The following is a 22,044-nucleotide window of genomic DNA, read 5'->3' on the forward strand; positions in this document are numbered from 1 at the left end:
CCGTCGTGGGGCGGGGACGGGTCGGGCAGCTCCGCGCGCGGCAGCGCGGCCTCGGCGGGCAGCGCGCGCAGCCAGGTGTCGGCGATCCGCCGCTGGGAACGGCCCTTGAAGACCGGCAGTTTGAGCAGGTCCGGCTCGTTGTCCGGCGCCGCGACCGCGGCCTCCACGATCGAGCTGTCCGGCAGCACCCGGCCGGGTGCGATGTCCCGTTGCCGGGCGAGGGTGTCGCGGGCCTCCCACAGCGCGCGCACGCCGGCCAGCGCGCGCGGGGACCGCACCCGGTGGATGCCGGAGGTGCGCCGCCACGGCTCGGCCCGGGGCGGTGGTGGTGGGGCGACGCGCAGTGCCTCGAACTCCTCCAGGGCCCAGTCGAGCTTGCCCTGTTCGGCCAGTTCGGCCTCCAGCACGTCGCGCAGCGGGACGAGCAGCTCGACGTCCAGGGCGGCGTAGTCCAGCCAGTCCTGGGGCAGCGGGCGGCGCGACCAGTCGGCCGCGCCGTGGCCCTTCTCCAGCCGGTAGCCGAGCAGCAGCTCGACCAGGGTGCCGAGGGCGACCCGGTCGAAGCCGGCGAGCCTGCCGGCCAGCTCGGTGTCGAACAGGCGCGCGGGGGCCAGGCCGAGCTCGGCCAGGCACGGCAGGTCCTGGGAGGCGGCGTGCAGCACCCATTCGGTGTCGCGCAGCGCGTCGATGAGCGGGTCGATCTGGTCGTTCAACGCAACTGGGTCGACCAGGACGGTGCCGGCGTTCTCGCGGCGAATCTGGACCAGGTAGGCGCGCTGGGAGTACCGGTAGCCGGAGGCCCGCTCGGTGTCCACCGCGATCGGCCCTCGGCCGGCGGCCAATGCGTTCGAAGCTTCTCGTAACGCGTCGGAAGTTTCGACCACGTCCGGTGTACCTTCCGCCGGCTGTGCCAGCAGTACCGGCTCTGGTCGGGCCTCCCCGTCAGTTTCCGTCCCCGATTCGCCCACGGCGGATGACCATACGGGACGTCGGAGGGAGACGTTCACCTAACGTGGAGTTATGAGACCGAGGTGTGCCCTGAGTGATGCCCGAACACCGGCGGATCGGGGAGCGCAACTTTGCCCCGCGCCCCGATCCGCCGAATGCTCGATTCAGCGGATCACGCCGGCTCGCATTGCCAGCGCGACCATTTGTGCCCGGTCGCCGGTGCCCAACTTCCGGCCGATGCGGGAGAGGTGGGACTTGACTGTCAGTGCTGACAGGTTGAGCCCCTCCCCGACTCTCTTTGTTGGACTGACCGTCCGCGACCAGCTGGAGCACCTCGACCTCACGAGCCGACAGCTCGCGAGGGGTGTTGTCGGTGCCAGGGACCCGCGTGCCCGTGGCGAGGATCGGCGCGACGCTCGGGTCGGCGTAGACGCCGCCTTCGAGCACACGCCGGACCCCGTCGGTCACGACCACCGGCGACGCCGACTTCAGCAGATAGGCCTGGGCCCCTGCCTGGAAGGCCGAACGCACGGCGTACGGGTCGTCTGACGACGCCAGCACCACGATCCGCGGCCAACCATGACCGCGAAGCTCGGTGACCAGTTCAATGCCACTGCCGTCCGGCAGGCCGAGATCGAGGATCGCGAGATCGCACGGCCCAGTGGCCAGCGCTCGCGCCCTCGCTTCGGCTACCGTGGCAGCCTCGTGGACGGTGCCCGCACCCATTTGGGTCAACCGGGCAGCTATCGCCTCCCTCAACAACGGATGGTCATCGACCACCAGCACCGAGAACAGCTCTTCCCGCGGGTGCGGGACCATGTTCGCCGGCAAGACGCCGGCTGGCGTGGTTCGAACGGCCTGACCTAAGCCGACGGCAGCCACGTCACTACCTCCCTGGAGTCGGTCGTGCCCCCCGACCTACACCGGGACCTTCGGCCAAACAGCCGCGCCGCCATTGGACCGAAAGTGGTGTCGACGTCCGCAGCCTAGCCCCCCAAGCGGGTTAGCGGGATGATCAATTCGTTATCTATCCAATCGAGACATCACTCAAGCGTGCAGATGTAACACGATCGGGTGACTCTTCGTTTGTGACGTAACGCATCAGGGTCGACACGCGATGAAACGGAGTCGTGGTTGTGGAGAACAGCACGTCACGCGCACGAGCCCTGCTCGATGCCACCCCGCTGGTCGACGGGCACAACGACCTCCCGTGGGCGCTGCGGTCACTGCCCGGCGTCGACGGCGCCCGCGCGGACGGGCTCGGGGTGGACCTGACCGCGCACCAGCCAGGACTGCACACCGACCTGCCGCGACTGCGCGCCGGCGGGGTCGGCGTGCAGTTCTGGTCGGTGTACGTGCCCTGCCGGCTGGCCGGCGACGCCGCGGTGACCGCGGTCGTGCAGCAGGCCGAGCTGGTGCACACGCTGGCCGCGCGGTACCCGGAGCACCTGCGGATCGTGTCCACCGCCGCGCAGGCGCGGGCCGCGTTCGCCGACGGACGGATCGCGTCGATGCTCGGTGCCGAGGGTGGCCACTGCATCAACTCGTCACTGGGCGTGCTGCGTGCCCTGTACCGGCTCGGGGTGCGGTACCTGACGCTGACGCACAACGAGAACGTGCCGTGGGCCGACTCGGCGACCGACGAACCCGCGGTGGGTGGCCTGAACGACTTCGGGCGCGAGGTGGTCGCCGAGATGAACCGGATCGGCATGCTCGTCGACCTGTCCCACGTCGCGGCGACGACGATGCGGGACGCGTTGGACGCGAGCACGGCGCCGGTGATCTTCAGTCACTCCTCGTGCCGTGCGGTCACCGACCACCCGCGCAACGTGCCGGACGACGTGCTCGCCCGTCTTGCCGGCAACGGCGGGGTGTGCATGGTGGCGTTCGTGCCATGGTTCGTGTCGGACTCCTTGAACTCGTGGGAAAGGGACGTGCGGGCCGCGATGACCTCGGCGGGGCTGGACCCCAAGGACACCGACCAGCGCCCCCGGTTCCTCGAGACCTGGTCGGGCCCGCCGATGCCGGCGGTGGGCATCGACGAGGTGGTCGCGCACGTCGAGCACGCCCGTGAGGTGGCCGGCATCGACCACATCGGGCTCGGCGGTGACTACGACGGGGTCAGCAGGCTGCCGGTCGGCCTGGAGGACGTGAGTCGGTATCCGGCGCTGTTCGCGGCCCTGCTCGACCGTGGCTGGAGCGAGCGGGACTGCGCGAAACTGGCCGGGGAGAACCTGCTGCGGGCCCTGACCGCGGCTGAGGAGACCGCGGCGCGCTGACCAGCCGGCTCGAGTCCCGGCCGTTGCCAATGCCCTGAATGAGGCATTCGGGACGCTGAATGCCCTGAATGCCTCATTCAGGGCATTCAGGTGCCCTGACGCTGGGAAAACATGGTGACCCCGACCGGCGGCAGGCCGACGACGCTGGCCATCAGCTCGCAGAAGGCCTCCCCGTGCGGGGCCATGTCCTCGCCCTGGGGGGTCCACGAGGCCCGCAGTTCGAGGTCGTCGGTGCGCGCCGGGCCCGAGATGTCGCCGAAGCGGGCCGACGAGGTGTCGGTGACCGTCCCGCCGAGCGCGGTGTACGTCGCGCCCGTCGCGGCCAGCGCGTCGGTCAGCCATGACCAGCCGACGGTCGGCAGCAGGGGGTCGTCGGCCAGTTCGGCGTCCAACTCGGCGCGTACGTAGGCGACCACGCGCAGGACCCCGTCCCAGGCCTCCGGGCCCTCCGGGTCGTGCAACAGGATCAGCCGCCCGGTGGCGAGCACGTCGGCCGGGCCGTTGACCTCGGCGGTGATCGCGTACGCAAATGGAGCAAGGCGCTGCGGGGCGCGAACGACGCCGAGCTGCAACTCCGACCGGGGTCGCAGCGACTTCAGCGCGGCGACGGCCTGAGTGAACAGTTCGGGCGCTGCCGACGTACTGGTCACGACTCGTAACTGTAAGACCACCCGAGTCAGTGAGCGTGGACGCCGCGCCGGACATATCGACGAGTTCCTGGGTACCCACAGTGCGCAAGATCAAACCTGGGCGGGCTGTCGGTGCCCGGAGTGTCGGCGGGAGTGACGGTGGGCCGTGGCACGATTCATGGCGTTATGACTCCCGCCTCCGACACCGCCGCCCGCGCCACCACAGCCCCGCTGCTGGTGGCCGCCGCCGGCGGCACCCCAGCTCACCCGCCGGTCTGGTTCATGCGTCAGGCCGGCAGGTCCCTGCCCGAATACCGCGAGGTCCGCAAGGACATCCCGATGTTGCAGGCCTGTTTCACGCCAGAACTGGTCTGCGAGATCACCATGCAGCCGGTCCGCCGGCACGGCGTGGACGCCGCGATCCTGTTCAGCGACATCGTGGTGCCACTGGTCGCCGCCGGCATCGACGTCGACATCGTGCCCGGCACCGGCCCGGTCGTGGCCACGCCGGTGCGCGACGCCGAGGCGGTCGCCGGGTTGCCGACGCTGGCCGCCGAGCAACTCGCGCCGGTGGTCGAGGCGATCGGGCTGTTGCGCGCCGAGTTGGGCCAGACGCCGCTGATCGGGTTCGCCGGTGCGCCGTTCACGCTGGCGTCCTACCTGATCGAGGGCGGTCCGAGCCGCAACCACGAGCGGACCAAGGCGCTCATGTACTCCCGGCCCGACATCTGGCACGCGTTGCTCGGCGCGCTGGCCGACATCACCACGACGTTCCTGGAGGCGCAGGTCGCGGCCGGCGTGGCGGCGGTGCAGCTGTTCGACTCGTGGGCGGGCGCGCTGTCCGAGAGCGACTACCGCGAGTACGTGCTGCCGCACTCGACCCGCGTCCTCGGCGCGGTCGCGGGCGTGCCGAAGATCCACTTCGGGGTCGGCACCGGGGAGCTGTTGCCGGCGATGCGCGAGGCGGGCGCGGACGTGGTCGGCGTCGACTGGCGGGTGCCGCTGGACGAGGCGGTGCGCAGGCTGACCGTGCCGGGGCGGCCGGCGCCGGTGGTGCAGGGCAACCTCGACCCGGCGGTGCTGATGGCCGACTTCGACGCGGTGGAGCGGGAGGTGCGGCGGGTGGTCGCGCAGGGGCGCGCAGCCGGTGGGCACATCGTCAACCTCGGTCACGGGGTCCTGCCCGACACTGACCCGACCGTGCTCACCCGAGTGGTGGAACTCGTGCACAGCCTGACGCCGTGAGCCGGGTGGTCGTGGTCGGTGGTGGCGTCTCGGGCCTGGTCGCCGCGTACCGGCTGCGCGAGCTGCTCGGCGAGGCGGCGCGGATCACGCTGGTCGAGCAGGGCGACCGGCTCGGCGGGAAGCTGCGGACCGTCGAGGTCGGTGGCGTGCCGAGCGATGTCGGGGCGGAGGCGTTCGTGCTGCGCAACCCGGCGGCGGTGGAGTTGGTCGCGGAGCTGGGGCTGGCGGAGCGGTTGATCCATCCTGGTGGCGCGTCGGCGACGGTGCGGGCCGGGGGACGGACGGTCGCGTTGCCGAAGCGGACCTTCCTCGGCGTGCCGGCGGAGGCGGGTGCGGTGGGCGCGGTGTTGTCCGACGCCGGGGCCGCGCGGGTGGCGGCCGAGGAGTCGTTGCCGCCGTTGCGGGTGCCGGGGGGCGGGGACCTGTCGGTGGGCGCGGTGCTCGCGGAGCGGTTCGGGCGGGAGCTGGTCGATCATCTGGTGGAGCCGCTGCTCGGTGGGGTGTACGCGGGGCGGGCGGATCTGCTGGGGCTACGGGCGACGATGCCGGCGTTGGTGGACGCGCTGGACGAGGCCGGTGGTTCGCTGACGAGAGCGGCGGCCCGTGTGCTGGGGGCCGCGGGCGGGGTGGGCACTGGCGGTCAGCCGGGCGCTGGTGACTCGGCTTCGGTGAGTCGGCCGGCGGCGAGGTCGGGTCCTGGTGCGGGTGGCTCGGGTGATGTGGCTGGTGCGGGTGACGCGAATGACGTGGGGCGCGGCGTCGACCGACCAGGCGTTGGCAGCGCGGCTGGCGCTGGCGCGCCTGGTGTCGGCGGCTCAGGGGTGGGCAGGCGGCCGGTGTTCGGGGCGTTGCGGGGTGGCATGGGGGTGCTGGTCGACCGGCTGGTGGAGCGGGCTCGGGTCGACGTGCGGCTTGGCGTTCCGGTCCGGGAGCTGACCAGGACACCTGGCGGCTGGCGGGTGGAGATCGGCAGCCCGGGGCGTGCCGAGGCCGTGCACGCCGACGCCGTCGTGCTCGCGGTGCCGCCGCCGGCGGCCCGCCGGTTGCTGGCCGATGTCTCGCCGGCCGCCGCCGCCGCGTATGCCGGGATCGAGGTCGGGTCCATGGCGGTGGTCTCCCTGGCCTTCCCCGACGGCACCCGGCTGCCCGACACCAGCGGCGTACTGCTCGCCGTCGGCGAGCGGCGCGGCGACGGCACGCCGTTCACGGCCAAGGCCTGCACGCACACCAGCGTCAAGTGGCCGAGCGACCCGCCTCGGCTGCGGGCGTCGGTCGGCCGGGTGGGGGAGACCGAACTGCTCCGCCGCGACGATCAGGACCTGGTCGCCGGCGTGCTCGCCGATCTCGCCGACCTCACCGGCATGGAAACTCCCCCGATCGACTGGCGGGTCACCCGATGGGGTGGAGGTTTGCCACAGTACGGCGTGGGCCACGTCGCGGCGGTCGAGACCGTCGAACGGGCCGTCGAGTCGCTGCCGGGGCTCGCGGTCGCCGGCGCGTCCTTCCGTGGCGTCGGCATTCCGGCCTGCGTCGCGACCGCCACCTCGGCCGCGCGGCGTGTCGCCGCGCACCTTCTCGCACACCCCGACACCCGCTAGTGGGAACATGACCCCATGGCCCGCCTGAACTACGCCGAGCTCAACGACAAGATCATCTACACCATGTGGTCGGTGTTCCGCGCCGAACCCGGCCGCCTCGACGACCGCGAGGCCGCGGCCACCGAGTTGACCGACTACCTGGACGCCTTGTCGGGCAAGGGAGTCATCGTGCGCGGCGTGTACGACATCGCCGGCCTGCGCGCCGACGCCGACTACCTCGTGTGGTGGCACGCCGAGGAGATCGAACAACTCCAGGCGGCCTACAGCGGCCTGCGCCGCACCGCGCTCGGCCGGGCGTCCACCCCGGTCTGGAGCCAGGCGGCGCTGCACCGCCCGGCCGAGTTCAACAAGAGCCACATCCCCGCCTTCGTCGCCGGCGAGGAACCGCGCAAGTACGTCAGCGTCTACCCGTTCGTGCGCTCCTACGAGTGGTACCTGCTGCCCGAGGCCGAGCGCCGCGAGATGCTCGCCGAGCACGGCGCCATGGCCCGCGAGCACCCGGACGTGCGGGCGAACACCGTCCCGGCCTTCTCCCTCGGTGACTACGAGTGGATCCTCGCGTTCGAGGCCGACGAGCTGGACCGCATCGTCGACCTGATGCGCATCCTGCGGGCCAGCCGCGCCCGCCGGCACGTCCGCGAGGAGATCCCGTTCTTCACCGGCCCCCGCGTGGCGCCCGCCGAGCTGATCGCCAACCTGCCCTGATCGGGTGGGGCGCCCGTGGGCGCCCCACCCGAGGGACCTAACCCACCTTGTAGGCGTCGATCAGGGTCAGGGTCACCGTGTTCCCGTCCTGGTCGGTTGCCGCCGCGCGCAGCGACACCGTCCCCGCCTCGGCGGGATGCGGCACGGTCGCCACCAGATCCCGCACGGGTGCGGACACCCAGGTCTTGCCGCCGTCGAAGGACGCCTCGACGGTGATGGACTTCGGCTCGACCTCGGCCCCGGACTCGTCCTGGAGCGCCACCGGCACCGGGTACGGCTCCCCGGCGGGCGCCGAGTTCTCCGCGTCCAGCTCCGGTGTGAACCGGACCACGTTCAGGTCGACGGCCACCGGGTCCTCACCGTCCACATGGGACGAATCGAACGTCCACTCGGCAGTGATCGACGTGGTCAGGTCGAAGTCCGCCGGCCGGGTGGCCGTGGTGACCAGCCGGTAGTCCGCCGACTCCGGCGGCAGTCCGGTGAACAGGCCGCCGCCGGCCTCCGGCGACTCGCCGACCAGCTCCGTGCCCCGGTACAACTCGGTGCTCGCCGAGTCGGTGACCGAGAAGCCCGCGTTCCCGGACGAGTCACCGAACAGCGGGACCATCGCGTTCAGGTCGTCGCCGATCCGGTACACCCACGGGATCCCGGTGTTCGGCAGCGCAGGGCCGAACACCGCGTGGTTGAACCGGGACGGATACGTGCCCCCGGCCTCGTAGGCGATGTTCGGCGAGTCGAGCTGCGCCTGCTGGTCGTTGCCCTTGAACAGCGACAGCCCGGTCGCCCAGGCCACCTGGTCCTCGGTGGTCACGTACTCGGTCCTGGTGCCCGGCAGCGCGACCTCGGTCAGCACCGCGAACACGAACGCGTTCTCGTTGGGCGGCATCGGGAACGCCGACCGCAGCCCGGTCAGCTCCGCGTTCGCCGGCCCGAACTCGCCCCGCAGGGTCGCCAGGTCCTCCAGGCGCACCTGCCGGTCGAACCCGGTCGACACCTCGTCCTCGGTGAACCAGGACAGGCCGTAGAACGAGCCGTCCGCGTCGACCCACTGACTGTTGATCTTCCCGGTGACCGTCGTGCCGTCGGCCGGTGAGCCGAGCTGCGTGGTCGACACCGTGCTCAGGTCGGCGGTGAGGACCGCGCTGCCGAACCCGCTGTTCTCGGCCTGCACCGAGTAGCCGATGTCGCCGAGCACCAGCTCCGCGTCCACCGGCGGGGTCACGTTGACCGGTTCGGCCAGGCGCGCGTCCACCTCGACGGCGAGATCCCGGTCGACCACCAGACCCGGCTGGGGCACCATGCTGAAACTGTCGCCGTCACCGGTGACCACCAGGTTGTGCGCCAGGTACTGGCCCTTGGGCAGCCGCAGCTCGAGCGAGCCGTCCTCGTCGTAGGGGAACGCGAACGTCGGGTTGTCCAGACCGATCAGCAGCGCGTCGTAGTCGGCCGTCGGCTGGCCGTCCTCGCCGAGGTAGGTCAGCGTGACGTCGTAGCTCTCCACCTCACGGGTGATCGCCACCGGCGTCCTGGACGCCGACTCGCCCGCGGTGGCCACGACCGCGCCGGAGTAGACGCCGTCGGCCTCGCCAAGCGCGGTGTCGCCGGTGACCGAGACACTCGCCTCGCCGCCGGCCGGCACGGTGACCTCGTTGGCGCTCAACGTGAACAGCTCCGCCGGCGCGCCGTCGGGTCCGGTCGCGTCGACGGTGAGCGCGAGGGTCACCTCGGCGTCGCCGAGGTTGCGGTAGGTGATCTCCTTGGTCACCGGCTCGTCGTCGTCGTGCGGCCAGGCCACCGTGCCGAGACTGATGTTGGACGGCTCGCTGACCACGGTCGCCGCGATCGCCTTCGGCACGTCGACCCGGCCGGAGCCCTGCTCGAACGCGGTCAGGTCGGGGTGCGGGGTCGCCGAGCCGGACAGTGCGGCCTTGAGCTGTGCGCCGGTCCAGTCCGGGTGTTGCTGGGCGAGCAGCGCGGCCGCGCCCGCCACGTGCGGGGTGGCCATCGACGTGCCGGACAGCGCGGTGTAGCCGTCGACCACCGGATCGCCGATGGTGCCGGCGGAGTGCAGCGCGGCCACGATCTCCACGCCGGGCGCGGTGAGGTCGGGCTTGATGCCACCGTCGCCAACGCGCGGGCCCCTGCTGGAGAAGATCGCGAGCTCGTCCTCGCGGTCCACCGCGCCGACGGTGAGCGCGGCTTCGGCGCTGCCCGGCGAGCCGACCGTGCCCCCACCGGGACCGGAGTTGCCGGCGGCGATCACGAACAGCGTGCCGTGTTCGGCCGACAGGGTGTTCACCGCCGCCTCCATCGGGTCCTCTTCCGCGGAGTCCCCGCCGCCAAGGCTCAGGTTCACCACGTCGGCACCCTGTTCGGCGGCCCACTCCATGCCGGCGATGATCCACGACTCCTGGCCGGAACCGTTGTCGTCCAACACTTTGCCGTCGAGGATCTGCGCACCCCAGGCCACGCCACGGTACTTGCCGTCGGACTTCGCACCGGTGCCGGCGACGATCGAGGCGACATGGGTGCCGTGGCCGAAGTTGTCGACGTTGTCCGGCGCGTCACTGAAGTTCTGTTCGGCGACCTCGCGATCGGCGAGGTCGGGGTGGGTCTGGTCGACGCCGGTGTCGAGCACTGCGACCGTCGCGCCGTCGCCGGTGTACCCGGCGTCCCACGCGGTCGGCGCGCCGATCTGGCGCACACTTTGGTCCAAAGTGGACTGACGTTTGCCGTCGAGCCAGATCCGCGACACCCCGGCCGCCGATCGGCGGGTGGCGGTGCCGTCGGTCAACGCCTCCCAGGTGGCGCCGTCCTTTCCGGCGGTGGCCGCGACCGCGTCGATGCTGGTCAGCTCGCGGGCGCCGGCGAGGCGGGGGGCCGCCTGGCCGGCGGGGTGGCTGACGATCAGCGGCACGTCGTCGCGGTGCGCGTCGTCGTAGCCGAACTCGATCAACGCGCTGGCGTCGAACAGCCGCCGGTCCAACTGTCCTGTTCGGACAAGTTGACGCGCGTCAGCGGGAATGACGTACGTGTGGCCGGCGTGGGTGACCGCGGAGAACGTCATGCCCTCCCGGCCGGTTCCCGGTCGTACCGATCTCGCCTCGTTGCCGTGCACGACAATCTGATCACCGGTGATGAGCGTGACCGTGGTCGCTGGATCCGTTGTCTGGCTTGGTGTTCGGTCCGTCGCCGATGGCACGGCGCTGGCTACCGGGGATGCGCTGAGCACCATCCCGACGACCACGCCGCAGATCCCTGTCTTTCCGCCGATGCGCACCTGACTCCTCCGGTCCGGGCTGGCGGCAGCGGGTCAACTATACACGGAGTGTATAGCTGCACCTGGTCGTGCCTGTCCTCCCGCGAGCTGGCCCCGACGCCCCAGCCGTGCATGCGTTTGAACGTATCGGTCACCCGAGTGGGTGACAACAGTCGAGTGCTCGGCCAAACGGACGCAACCGCTTGCCGAACCGTTGACTTCGGATAGCCGCTGGGCAACTCTTGACCCAATCATTGAAAAAAGCGAGCAACACCCTGCAAATCTGAATCACACGGCCGTTGTTTCGGCGACGGCTCCCTGGGGGCATCCACCCGGTCCGCACAGTGAGGGCTACGCAATGAGAGCGAAGCGATTCGTGTCGTGGCTGACCGCCTCGACGCTCCTGACCGGCCTACTCGTCGCGACCGGCCCCCCGGTGGCCGCCGCGCCCGACCCCGCAGACCTGGCCCATGGCCGGCCGGTCACGGCCAGCAGCGCCGCGCCCGGCGGGCGTCCGGTCAACGTCACCGACGGCAACCAGGACACCTACTGGGAAAGCTCGACCGTCACCCACCAGTGGTTGCAGGTCGACCTGCAACGCCCCGCCCGCCTCGGCGAGCTCGTGCTGAAGGTGCCGGCGGACTGGGACACCAGAAGTCAGGTCATCACCGTTCAGTCCAGTGTGGACGGTTCGACGCACACCACGGCGACCGGCACGGCCGCCAGGACGTTCGACCCGGCCGAGGGCAACGTCGTGCGCCTGGAGCTCGGCGGTGTGCAGGCCCGCTTCGTCCGGCTGACGTTCCTCAACAACGGCGGCCGGGACACCGCGCAACTGTCCGAACTGCAGGTCTTCCCGGCCGAGGTCAGCGCCACCAACCTCGCTCGGGCGGCCTCGGCCGGCAGCGCGCACGGCGAGTACCCGGCGGGCAACGTGTCCGACGGCAACCAGGCCACCTACTGGGAGAGCGCCGGCAACGCCTTCCCCCAGTGGGTCCAGGTCGACCTCGGCGCCGTGGTCGCCACCAACAAAATCGTGCTCGCGCTGCCGGCCAACTGGGAGGCCAGGACCCAGACCCTGGTCGTGCGGCGCAGCGACAACGGCACCACCTTCACCGACCTCGTCGCCTCGGCCGGCTACCAGTTCACCCCGAGCTCTGGCAACACGGTCACCATCGACTTCGGCCAGACCAGCACCCGGTACCTGCGGCTGCACATCACCGCGAACACCGGCTGGCCGGCCGGACAGCTCAGTGAGTTCGCGGTCTACGGCCCGGCCACCGGCGACACCCAGGCGCCGACCGCGCCGACCAACCTCGCCTTCACCCAGCCCCAGACCGGCCAGATCCGGCTGACCTGGAACGCGAGCACCGACAACGTCGGCGTCACCGGCTACCGCGTCTACGCCAACGGCACCCTGCGCACCAGCGTCGGCCAGGACACGCGCACGTTCACCGATGGTCAGCCGGCCAGCGCGACCGTCGCGTACTTCGTGCGCGCCACCGACGCCGCCGGCAACGAGTCGCCCAACAGCAACACGGTGACCCGCACCGGCACCACGCAGGGCACGAACCTCGCGGTCGGCAAGCCGATCACCGCGTCCGGGCACGTGCACACGTTCGTGGCGACCAACGCCAACGACGACTCGCTCAGCACCTACTGGGAGGGCAACGGCGGCGCGTACCCGAACACGCTGACCGTAAGCCTCGGGTCCAACGCGAGCGTCAGTTCGGTCGTGGTGAAGTTGAACCCCGACCCGAGTTGGGGCCAGCGCACGCAGACCTTCCAGGTGCTCGGCCGCGACCAGGACGGCGGCTCGTTCACCAACGTCGTCTCCGCCGCGCAGTACGACTTCACGCCGGCCAACGGCAACACGGTGACCATCCCGGTCACCGCGACCGCGGCCGACCTGCGCCTGCAGTTCACCGCCAACACCGGTGCGCCCGCCGGTCAGGTCGCCGAGTTGCAGGTGATCGGCACGCCGGCGCCCAACCCGGACCTCACGATCACCGGGCTCACCTGGTCGCCGGCCGCGCCGTCGGAGAGCGACCCGATCACGTTGTCCGCGACCGTGCGCAACGCCGGCGCCCTGCCGTCGGCGGCCACCTCGGTCGGCTTCCGGCTCGGCGAGACCGAGACGGGCAGCGCGCAGGTCGGCGCGCTCGCCGCCGGCGCGACCGCCACCGTGACCGCGTCCATCGGCGCGCGCGACGCCGGCAGCTACTCGGCCAACGCCGTGGTGGACGAGGACGACGCGGTGGTGGAACAGGACGAGACCAACAACGCGTTCACCTCGGGCTCGCCGTTGGTGGTCACCGCGGTGCCGACCTCCGATCTGGTCGCCTCGCCGGTGGGGTGGTCGCCGACCAACCCGCAGAACGGGGCCACGGTGTCGTTCTCGGTGGCGATCCGCAACCAGGGCACGGTCGCGGCCGCGAGCGGCGCGCACGGCATCACGCTCACCCTGCTCAACGCGACCACCGGTGCGGTGGTGCGCACGCTGACCGGCGCGCACAACGGCGCGATCGCCCCGGGTGCGGTGACCGCCGCGGTGGCGCTCGGCACCTGGCCGGCGGCCAACGGCCGCTACACCGTGCGCGTGGTGCTGGCCAACGACACCAACGAACTGCCCGCCAAGCAGGCCAACAACACCAGCACGCACAACCTGTTCGTCGGCCGGGGCGCGAACATGCCCTACGACATGTACGAGGCGGAGGACGGCCGGGTCGGCGGCGGCGCGAGCGTGGTCGGTCCCAACAGGACGATCGGCGACCTCGCCGGTGAGGCGTCTGGCAGGCGCGCGGTCACGTTGACCGGCAACGGCGCCTATGTCGAGTGGACCACCAGGGCACCGACCAACACGCTGGTCACCCGGTTCTCCATTCCGGACTCGGCGGGCGGTGGCGGCATCGACTCGACGCTGAACATCTACGTCGACGGCACGTTCCACAAGGCGATCAGCCTGACCTCGAAGTACGCCTGGCTCTACGGCGACGAGGCCGGGCCGGGCAACTCGCCAGGTGCCGGTGGGCCACGGCACATCTACGACGAGGCCAACGTCATGCTGAACTCGTCGATCCCGGCGGGCAGCACGATCCGGCTGCAGAAGGATCCCGCGAACGACACCACCTACGCGATCGACTTCGTGAACCTGGAACAGGTTTCCCAGACCGGGAACCCGGACCCGGCGCGGTACACCACGCCCGCCGGCACCTCGCACCAGAACGTGCAGGACGCGCTTGACCGGGTGCGGATGGACACCACCGGCAACCTGATCGGCGTGTACCTGCCGGCCGGTGACTACCAGACGACCAGCAAGTTCCAGGTGTACGGCAAGCCGGTGCGGGTGGTCGGCGCCGGGCCGTGGTTCACCAGGTTCCACGCACCGTCCACACAGGACAACTCGGATGTCGGGTTCCGGGCGGAGGGCTCGGCGAACGGGTCGCGGTTCGCCGGCTTCGCGTTCTTCGGCAACTACACGATCCGCCAGGACGGGCCGGGCAAGGTGTTCGACTTCGGCACGCACTCCGGGTCGACGATCGAGAACGTGTGGGTTGAGCACTTCGTGTGCCTGTTCTGGGGCATGAACACCGACAACATGACCATCAGGGACAACCGGATCCGCAACATCTTCGCCGACGCGGTGAACATGACCAACGGCAGTTCCGGGAACCTGGTGGCCAACAACGAGTCCCGCGCGTCCGGCGATGACAGCTTCGCGCTGTTCAACGCCCAGGACGGCGGCGGCGGGGAGGTCACCGGCAACGTCTACGAGAACCTGACGTCGATCCTGACCTGGCGGGCGGCCGGTATCGCGGTGTATGGCGGCTATGACAACGTGTTCCGCAACATCTACGTCGCGGACACGCTGGTGTACTCCGGCATCACGATCAGCTCGCTGGACTTCGGCATCCCGATGAACGGGTTCGGTGCCTCACCGCCGACGCGCTTCGAGAACATCTCGATCGTGCGGGCCGGCGGGCACTTCTGGAAGGGGCAGACCTTCCCCGGGATCTGGGTGTTCTCCGCGTCGAAGATCTTCCAGGGGATCCGGGTGTCCGATGTGGACATCGTGGACCCGACCTACAGCGGGATCATGTTCCAGACCAACTACGCCGGCGGGCAACCGCAGTTCCCGGTGGCGGACACGGTGTTCACCAACGTGTCGATCAGCGGGGCGCGGCGTAGCGGTGACGAGTTCGACGCCAAGTCCGGGTTCGGTATCTGGGTGAACGAGCTGCCGGAGCAGGGCCAGGGTCCGGCGCGCGGCTCGGTCACGTTCAACAACCTGACGTTGGCCAACAACGCGGTCGACATCAGGAACACGACCACTACGTTCACCATCAACCGCGGCTGACGGGTCGTTGGGCGGCATCGCATCGCCGCCGCCGAACCGATGGGTGGCGCACGCGGACCTGCCCGCGTGCGCCACCGTCGCGTCAGCCGGCCAGTTCGTCGACGCGCAGCAGCAGTAGCCGCGAGGTGTCCGGTCCGGTCGCGAACGGGGTGTGCCACTCGTCGGGGTCGTGCTCGTCGAGGAGCTCGGTCGCCTCGAGGATCCAGGTCGTGGCGCCCGCGGTGGACAGCCCGGGGGTCTCGGCGAGCACCTCGATGCCGCCCGCCTGGCGCAGCTGCTGGAGCGCCTCGCCGAGGTCGGCGACGTCCACCGGCTCGTCGGCCGGGTCCCAGGTCTCGTGGTAGGCGTCCTTGCCGGCCTGGATCACGGCCTGCTCGTCGGTGACCACGAAGTCGGCGCGGTGCAGGACGGTCAGCTTGAGGTCGGGCTCACCCGACTCCGGGTCGTCGGCCGACGCCGGCTCGGCCAGCTCCGCGTCCACCAGCTCCAGCTCGGCGTCCTCGTCCTCGTCCTCGTAGGCGTACTCGTCCTCCTCGTCGAGGCCGAGCGGCGGCACCGTCCCGCTGAGCTCGAACTGCGCGTCCGCGTAGGCCGACGCGGAGGCTTCGAGCAGCTCGTCCGCCTCGGCGATCGCCTCCTCGACCGCTTCGGGGTCGGTCGTGGCCGTCAGCTCCAGCAACGTCGTGCTGTGCCGGTGGATCGCCTCGACCAGGTTCGCCGCCGCGGTCCGCAACGACTCGCGGGCCTCGTCGGTCCATCGCGTGTCGTTCCCGTCCAGCTCCGTCATCCGCGCCATCCTCACCCAGCGGTCCCCCGGCGGGACCGCACCGCGCGAGAACGCTACCCGAGCGCCCGTGCGTGCCCGGCCACCGGTGCGCCGTATCCCGAACTCGCGTGTGTCGAGTTCTGGAAGGACAGTCCGTCGAGATCGTTTCGAGACCAAGGAAAGGCGGGTACCTGGAACGACATCCGCGGCAAGTGTCCGGCATGTGGGAATGTGCTGCTCCGCGCCTTAATACTGGCTCCGGAGCGTAGTCCGAAAGTTTCGAATGTTTTCCGCGACGGCCAAATGGGTGATGTTTCTCCGCCGTTCGGTTGGCGCAGCGTGTCCGGCGGCCGGCTGACTTGGCTTGACCAGGGCGTTTCCCGGTGTCCGCCGGACACGTTCCCGGGGGTTGGGCGAAGTGTTCGGCAGCCATCACCCAATTGTGATGTGCGGCCATTCCGCTACATCAAGTTACGAAGTAATCTCATGCCCAGGTAACGTGTTGGAGACCAAACAGAAAGGCCCTTCCCGAGTCCCCTGAGACCGTTGGTCTGGTCTACCCTGCCCGCGCAACTTCACCCGCATACGCAAACGCAATTGCCATCCCCTCGCCGAGCGTCGCAGGACCCCGGCGGCGAACCACCCCGCGCCCCCTCCAGCAACGCGGAACAGGTCGCCGTCTTGCGCACCAGGCCATGGTTCGCAATCTGCCGCGCCGCGTGAGGCTGTCCCGCTGGAGGCCGGCATGAGGCCGAACCATGTCGTCGGGCGGAACTCGCCGCCCTACCGAGTTCTTGTTCCGGCCCGGCCGTTGGGCGCGGGCCTGCATCGAGCGGCTCATCGGCCGCCCGGGGGCGGGGTGCCGATCGGCGGTGCCCGCCTGGTGCTCTCGCTGTCTGTGCTGTTAGCCATTCCGTTGCTGGCGTTGAACCTGCGCCCCGCGGTGACCAGCGTCGGGGCGGTACTCGCCGACATTCGCGCCGACTCCGGGATGTCCGGGGTGCTCGCGTCGATCGTGGTGGCGGCGCCGGTCTGGTGTTTCGCCCTCGGCGGTGGGCTGGCCTACAAGATGCGCGCGGCGTGGGGGACTTCCCGCACGCTCACCCTCGCGCTGGTGATGTTGGCCGCCACGCTCGCCACCCGGGTGATCGCCGGGCCGTACCTGCTGTTGGCGGGGACCGTGGTCGCGTGCCTGTCGATCGCGGTGCTCGGCACGTTGTTGCCGGTGATCACCCATGCCGCGCCGACGAAGGCCTGGGCGCTGCTGACCGGTTGCTACGTCGCGGCGATGGGGGGCGGGAGCGGTCTGGGGGCGCTGATCACCCCTCAGGTTGCCAGCGGGTCGACCTGGCAGTGGGGGGTCAGCGCGTGGGCGCTGCTCGCCGCGGCGGCGCTGGTGGCGTGGCGGGTGGCGACCAAGCGGTTCACCGAGCCCGCGGTCGCGGCTGGGCCACGGCCCAGCCCGTTCAACCTGCGGCCGCCGAGCACGGCGTGGTCCACGACTATCCACTTTGGACTGACGTCGGGTTTCACGTTCACCATCATGGGGTGGTTGCCGAGCATTCTGCTCGATCACTCGCACGTGGACCCGGCGATGGTCGGCTGGATGTTCGGCGTGGCGATGGCGCTTGGCGTGCCGATCGCGTTGCTGGTGCCGAAGTGGGCGCGGGCGTCGCAGAGCCAGTCCGCGTTGGCGGTGGTGCTGTGTGTGCCGAACATGTTGGCGATGGGTGGGTTGCTGCTGTATCCGGAGATCACGCCGTGGGTGTGGGCGGTCGCGCTCGGGCTGGGGATGCCGGCGGTCGGACTCGGCCTGACGCTGATCTCGTTGCGGGCGGCGCCCGATGGGGATACCGCGGCGGCGCTGTCGTCGATGGTGCAGGGCTTCGGGTACGCGATCGCCGGCGTGACGGCGCTCGGGGCCGGCCTGTTGCACAGTTCGACGCAATCGTGGGAGTGGCCGCTGATCGGCTTGTTGGCGATCCTGTGCGGCCAGTTGATCACCGGGATGCACGCCGGCCTGCCGACGACGGTGTACTCGGGCCGCCGGTTCGCCCCGTCGGTCGCGCGCCCGGAGCCGAGGCCGGCAGCCCGGCCAGGGTCGGGTTCGGCGCCGTTCCCCCAGGCTTCGTGGCAGGTGCCCGGCAGTGGTCCGTTGCCGATGTCCGGCGCCGGAGTCGGCTGGGGCCCGCCCAAGGCCGGGCCGACACCGCTCCCCGTCGTCCGACCTCCCGGCACCGGGTCCGGTCCACGCCCGTTCCCGTCCCCCAGGCCAGCACCCCCCGAACCGGACCCGATAACCCGACCGGTCACGAGGTCCGCGCCTCGCCCAACCCCCCAACCGGTTGAACCGGTTACTGACTCGGCCGAACCGAGTGAATCGGTTACCCAGGTAGTACCGATGCCCGCCGAACCGGCCACGCAGTCGGTCGAACCACCGGCAGACGCGATCTCACCGGCGCCGGACGTGCCGGTATCCGGATCGATCATCGGGTCAGCTGGGTCGGCGGAACTCATGTCGGAGGCGGAAGCCCCAGTCGAGTCCACGGACACGGCCGACCCGGATGGGCCCGCGGCTGAGACGACTGTGGCCAACGCGGTGGCGATCTCAGGTGTGCGGCCGACGGAGGTCGGCGCGGTCGACGAGGTGGCTGGGCGAGAGCTGGTCGTCTCGGCGGCGGACGCCTGGGTCGAGGCATTGCCGGTGGCCGGTTCCATCGATCGGTCGGCGATCGTCGAGTCCACGGATGTGACGGCTCCGACTGTGTCGGAATCCGTCGCGGGCACGGCGACGCCGGACGTCGAGCCGGTCGCGGAGGTGGCGCAGACCACCGACGTGGTCGAGACGGCCGAAGCTACCGAGCGGACGCCGGCTACCGAAGAGACCGAGCTGACCTCGGGGGCTGAGATCCCCGAGGTAGTCGAAGCGGCGGAACTGGCCTCGGTTGCTGAGGTGCCTGCGGGGACTGAGGTGGCTGGGGCTGGCTCGGTTGGCGAACAGTCCAACCGCGTCGAGTCGGACCGTGTCGAGTCGGACTTTGTCGAGCTGGACCGTGTTGAGTTCAACGGGGTTGAGACTGACGGGGTTGGGGTGCCGGAGCAGGGTGTGCAGCCACACTCGGTGCCCATGGTCGACGCGGTTGCCAACACCGTGGGCGATGGCGCGGCGGCGGCACATGTCACCGACCACACCGAAGATGACGCCCCTTGGCTTCTTTATCCGCAACAGGAGGCACTTTTCCAGGTGCCCGGGCAAGAAGCACTGTTTGAGATCCCGCTCCCCAGGCAGCCTTTCGTCTAGGGACACGGGGTCGCGCACGGCGGCCGTGTGACGGCGGAGTCCCCCAAGCTCCGTTCGCCACGGCCGTCGTTGCGCGTCCCGGCTCGGGGCGGTCCGGCAAGGGCTGTTGACAATGTTGGCCGCCTCGCCCAGGGTGGAGGTTGGGAAATCGATTACTCGGCCACGATGAAGTGGGTGTCGGCGATGAAGATGATCCTGATCGCTTCGCTGGTCGTCGTCGCCATGATCGCCGCGCCCACCGCTTCGGCTGACGCGTCGTCTGCCGAGCCCGCGAGCGGCGCTGTCGCGTTGGCCGATCCAGCCGTTCTGGCCGGCGGACCGCCCACCGGTTCGGCCGACGACCGCCCCTCAGCCTCGGCGGTTGACCTGCCCACCGTCTCGGCCGGTGCGTTCGTCCGGGTCTACGACCCGTCGGTCGGCGAGTCGCAGGCCTGGTACTACAACGACCACACCCTCATCCGCGACGTCGTCACCGGCACCTGGCACGTCTACGCCATCACCCACGCCGAACCGGCCAACCCGTTGGACGAGAAGAACTTCGGCCACGCCACCGCCCCGACCCCCAACGGCCCGTGGACCAAACGCCCTTTCGCGCTCACCGCCGACCCGGCCCTTGGCGAAAGCCACATCTGGGCCCCGCACGTCATCCACGACGCCGGCACCTACTACCTGTTCTACGCCGCCGGCACCCCCGACCACGCCGCCTACCGCATGCACCTCGCCACCTCGACCGACCTCACCACCTGGACCCGCGGCCCGGCCAACCCCCTGTTCACCGACGGCTTCGACGCCCGCGACCCGATGGTCACCCGCGTCGGCACCCAGTGGGTCATGTACTACACCGCCAACAGCACCCCAACCGGCGGCAACCACCAGGTCGCCTACCGCACCAGCACCGACCTCATCACCTGGAGCGCCAAGCGGGTCGCCTTCCAACACCCCGTCGCCGGCACGTTCGGCGGCCCGACCGAATCGCCGTTCGTCATCGCGCGGGGCGGCTGGTGGTACCTGTTCGTCTGTTGTGACTCCGGCTACCGGGACACCCGCGTCTACCGCAGCCGCGACCCGTTCCACTTCGACATCGCCAACCTCGCCGGCCGGGTCGACGCGCATGCCGCCGAGGTGGTCACCGAGCCGAGCGGCGCCACCTGGATCACCGGTGCCGGGTGGGGGCAGGGTGGCCTGTGGCTCGCGCCGTTGTGGGTCAGCTCGCGGCAGGCAAACGTTTTCACCGGGTCTGCCGCGGACTTTGACGGGGACGGCGACGACGATGTGGTCACCTTCACCCACGGCGTGTTGGCCGACGTCTATGTCGCGTTGTCGAACGGGGCCGGGTTCGTCGGCACCACACAGAAGTGGCACGACTACTTCGCGTTGGCCGGGGAGACCCCGCTCACCGGGGACTTCGACGGCGACGGCCGCGACGACATCGTCACCTTCACCCACGGGCAACTCGCCGACGTGCACGTCGCCCTGTCCACCGGCTCCGCGTTCGCCACCGCCACCAAGTGGCACGACTTCTTCGCGCTCGACGGCGAGGTGCCCGCTGTCGGCGATGTCAACGGTGACGGGCGCGATGACATCATCACCTTCACCCGCAACGAGCTCGCCGACGTCCACGTCGCCCTGTCGACCGGTAGCGGGTTCGCCGCCTCGGCCAAGTGGCACGACTTCTTCGGTATCGCTGGCGAATCGCCCGGTGTGGCCGATGTGGACGGTGACGGCTCGGCCGACCTGGTCACCTTCACCCACGGCGCCGCCGCCGACGTGCACGTCGCGCTGTCCACCGGCGACGGGTTCGGCGCCGCCAGGAAATGGCACGACTCCTTCGCCACCGGCCTGGCCACCGCCCGCCTCGCCGACGTCAACGGCGACGGCACAGCCGACCTCGTCGAGTTCACCAACGACGCCACCGCCGACGTCCATGTCGCGCTGTCCACCGGCCACGGGTTCGGCGTTTCCCGGAAATGGCACGACTTCTTCGCCCCGAGCGCCGAGTTCCCCTACGTCGGCGACTACAACGGCGATGGCACCGCCGACATCGTCACCTTCACCCACACCGCGGGCGCCGACGTCTACACCGCACTGTCCACCGGCACGACCTTCGGCCAGGGCCTGCGCTGGCACGACTACTTCGGACTACCAGGCGAAACCAGCCTCTAGGGACTCGCCGCGGGCGGGTTGATCCGGCTGACCAGGTCGACGATGTGGCCCCACACCCCGGGCAACAGCAGCACCCCGACCACCATGAACACCGGCACCAGCAACCGCTTCTCCACCGCCCCACCGGTACGGAACCGCAGCCACTTCGGCGGCCGTAACTCGTACCAGGTCTCACCGGCGATCGGGATCGGCCACAGGAACGGACACCCGGACTTCGTCGCCGCGTCGCCAAGACAATGCACCACACAGCCAAGCGCCACCGCCACCCCGACCCAGCCGGTGGACGTCGTCAACGCGTCGTCCAAACCGCCCTGGTACGCGGTGAACGCGGCCGCGGACAACGACAGGATCAACAACCAGTCACCCAACACGTCCGCCGCCAGGCACAGCCCGAACGCGATGACCCCGCCGACCGCCCACGCCCCACCGAGCTCGGAGATCCCGGTCGCCGCCCACCCGAGGAACACCGCGAACAACACCGTGTGGGTCAGGTGCCGATGGTTGCCGGTGACCTTCTCGTCCCTCGGCCCCTTGGTCAGCTTGTACATCCCCCGCGAGCACATCCGTAAGAACTTCGACAACAGCCCGGTGACCGGTCCGAGGAACTTGGACGCCGTGGCGTGCGGGTGATCCAGGTCGGGTAACAACGCGTACCCCGCCGACGCGGTCGCGAACGGCAGCACCTCGGGCAGCGTGTGCAGCCCGACCAGCGGCGCCGCGGCCAGGCCGGCGCACCACCCGGTCAGGGCATGACTGTGACCCATCATTCGTCGGCTCCAGGGGGCAGGGGGGAC

12 protein-coding genes and 1 pseudogene are annotated in these 22,044 nt (G+C 70.4%); 7 read left to right on the forward strand and 6 right to left on the reverse strand.

Features of this window, described 5'->3' with window-relative positions:
- On the reverse strand, positions 1–968 hold a 968-nt coding region (locus tag ACYVIP_RS39400; protein WP_460406029.1), incomplete at its 3' end, for an HRDC domain-containing protein.
- Positions 969–1,112: 144 nt separating this feature from the next.
- A pseudogene (locus ACYVIP_RS39405) lies at positions 1,113–1,830 on the reverse strand (response regulator).
- A 254-nt stretch (positions 1,831–2,084) separates the two neighbouring features.
- Between ACYVIP_RS39405 and ACYVIP_RS39410 the strand changes: the two are divergent.
- On the forward strand, positions 2,085–3,227 hold the full coding sequence (locus tag ACYVIP_RS39410; RefSeq protein ID WP_460406145.1) for a dipeptidase: 1,143 nt from the start codon (positions 2,085–2,087) through the stop codon (positions 3,225–3,227).
- 86 nt (positions 3,228–3,313) lie between these two features.
- Here ACYVIP_RS39410 and ACYVIP_RS39415 read toward each other — a convergent pair whose 3' ends face one another.
- Positions 3,314–3,877 (reverse strand): DUF3000 domain-containing protein, encoded by a 564-nt coding sequence (locus tag ACYVIP_RS39415; RefSeq protein WP_460406031.1) that lies wholly within the window; start codon positions 3,875–3,877, stop codon positions 3,314–3,316.
- A gap of 165 nt (positions 3,878–4,042) precedes the next feature.
- On the opposite strand from ACYVIP_RS39415, the gene hemE reads away from it, so the two are divergent.
- From hemE to hemQ, 3 genes are read left to right on the forward strand one after another with little or no spacing between them, the layout of a single operon-like run.
- Positions 4,043–5,101, forward strand: coding sequence for a uroporphyrinogen decarboxylase (hemE, locus tag ACYVIP_RS39420; RefSeq protein ID WP_460406033.1), 1,059 nt, complete (start codon positions 4,043–4,045; stop codon positions 5,099–5,101).
- Positions 5,098–6,699, forward strand: a complete 1,602-nt coding sequence (hemG, locus tag ACYVIP_RS39425) for a protoporphyrinogen oxidase (RefSeq protein ID WP_460406035.1) — start codon at positions 5,098–5,100, stop codon at positions 6,697–6,699. The genes hemE and hemG overlap by 4 nt, the downstream gene beginning before the upstream one ends.
- Before the next feature lie 15 nt (positions 6,700–6,714).
- Positions 6,715–7,404: a hydrogen peroxide-dependent heme synthase gene (hemQ, locus tag ACYVIP_RS39430; RefSeq protein ID WP_460406037.1), complete on the forward strand. Its 690-nt coding sequence runs from the start codon at positions 6,715–6,717 to the stop codon at positions 7,402–7,404.
- 37 nt (positions 7,405–7,441) lie between these two features.
- Here hemQ and ACYVIP_RS39435 read toward each other — a convergent pair whose 3' ends face one another.
- Positions 7,442–10,684, reverse strand: a complete 3,243-nt coding sequence (locus ACYVIP_RS39435; RefSeq protein WP_460406039.1) for a S8 family peptidase — start codon at positions 10,682–10,684, stop codon at positions 7,442–7,444.
- 337 nt (positions 10,685–11,021) lie between these two features.
- Here ACYVIP_RS39435 and ACYVIP_RS39440 point away from each other — a divergent pair, with 337 nt between their 5' ends.
- Complete coding sequence (locus ACYVIP_RS39440; protein ID WP_460406041.1) at positions 11,022–15,020, forward strand: discoidin domain-containing protein; 3,999 nt, start codon at positions 11,022–11,024, stop codon at positions 15,018–15,020.
- A gap of 82 nt (positions 15,021–15,102) precedes the next feature.
- On the opposite strand, the gene ACYVIP_RS39445 is transcribed toward ACYVIP_RS39440, so the two are convergent.
- Positions 15,103–15,807 carry a hypothetical protein gene (locus tag ACYVIP_RS39445; protein WP_460406043.1) on the reverse strand — a complete coding sequence of 235 codons (705 nt, stop codon included), beginning with the start codon at positions 15,805–15,807 and terminating at the stop codon, positions 15,103–15,105.
- A gap of 862 nt (positions 15,808–16,669) precedes the next feature.
- Here ACYVIP_RS39445 and ACYVIP_RS39450 point away from each other — a divergent pair.
- Both ACYVIP_RS39450 and ACYVIP_RS39455 read left to right on the forward strand, forming a co-directional pair.
- Positions 16,670–19,087, forward strand: a complete 2,418-nt coding sequence (locus ACYVIP_RS39450) for an MFS transporter (protein WP_460406045.1) — start codon at positions 16,670–16,672, stop codon at positions 19,085–19,087.
- Between the two features lie 165 nt (positions 19,088–19,252).
- Positions 19,253–21,250 (forward strand): FG-GAP-like repeat-containing protein, encoded by a 1,998-nt coding sequence (locus ACYVIP_RS39455; protein WP_460406047.1) that lies wholly within the window; start codon positions 19,253–19,255, stop codon positions 21,248–21,250.
- Here the strand turns inward: ACYVIP_RS39455 and ACYVIP_RS39460 are convergent.
- The gene (locus tag ACYVIP_RS39460; RefSeq protein WP_460406049.1) at positions 21,247–22,017 is read right to left on the reverse strand and encodes a metal-dependent hydrolase; all 771 of its coding nucleotides are present in this window, start codon (positions 22,015–22,017) and stop codon (positions 21,247–21,249) included. The genes ACYVIP_RS39455 and ACYVIP_RS39460 overlap by 4 nt on opposite strands.
- Positions 22,018–22,044: the final 27 nt, after the last annotated feature.

Source organism: Actinophytocola sediminis, from assembly GCF_054779715.1.

Excerpts from the sequence above, each read along its gene's own strand:
- ACYVIP_RS39460 (WP_460406049.1), bottom strand. The coding sequence starts at position 22,017 with ATGATGGGTCACAGTCATGCCCTGACCGGGTGGTGCGCCGGCCTGGCC.
- ACYVIP_RS39440 (WP_460406041.1), top strand. The coding sequence starts at position 11,022 with ATGAGAGCGAAGCGATTCGTGTCGTGGCTGACCGCCTCGACGCTCCTG.
- ACYVIP_RS39445 (WP_460406043.1), bottom strand. The coding sequence starts at position 15,807 with ATGACGGAGCTGGACGGGAACGACACGCGATGGACCGACGAGGCCCGC.
- hemE (WP_460406033.1), top strand. The coding sequence starts at position 4,043 with ATGACTCCCGCCTCCGACACCGCCGCCCGCGCCACCACAGCCCCGCTG.
- ACYVIP_RS39455 (WP_460406047.1), top strand. The coding sequence starts at position 19,253 with ATGAAGTGGGTGTCGGCGATGAAGATGATCCTGATCGCTTCGCTGGTC.
- hemQ (WP_460406037.1), top strand. The coding sequence starts at position 6,715 with ATGGCCCGCCTGAACTACGCCGAGCTCAACGACAAGATCATCTACACC.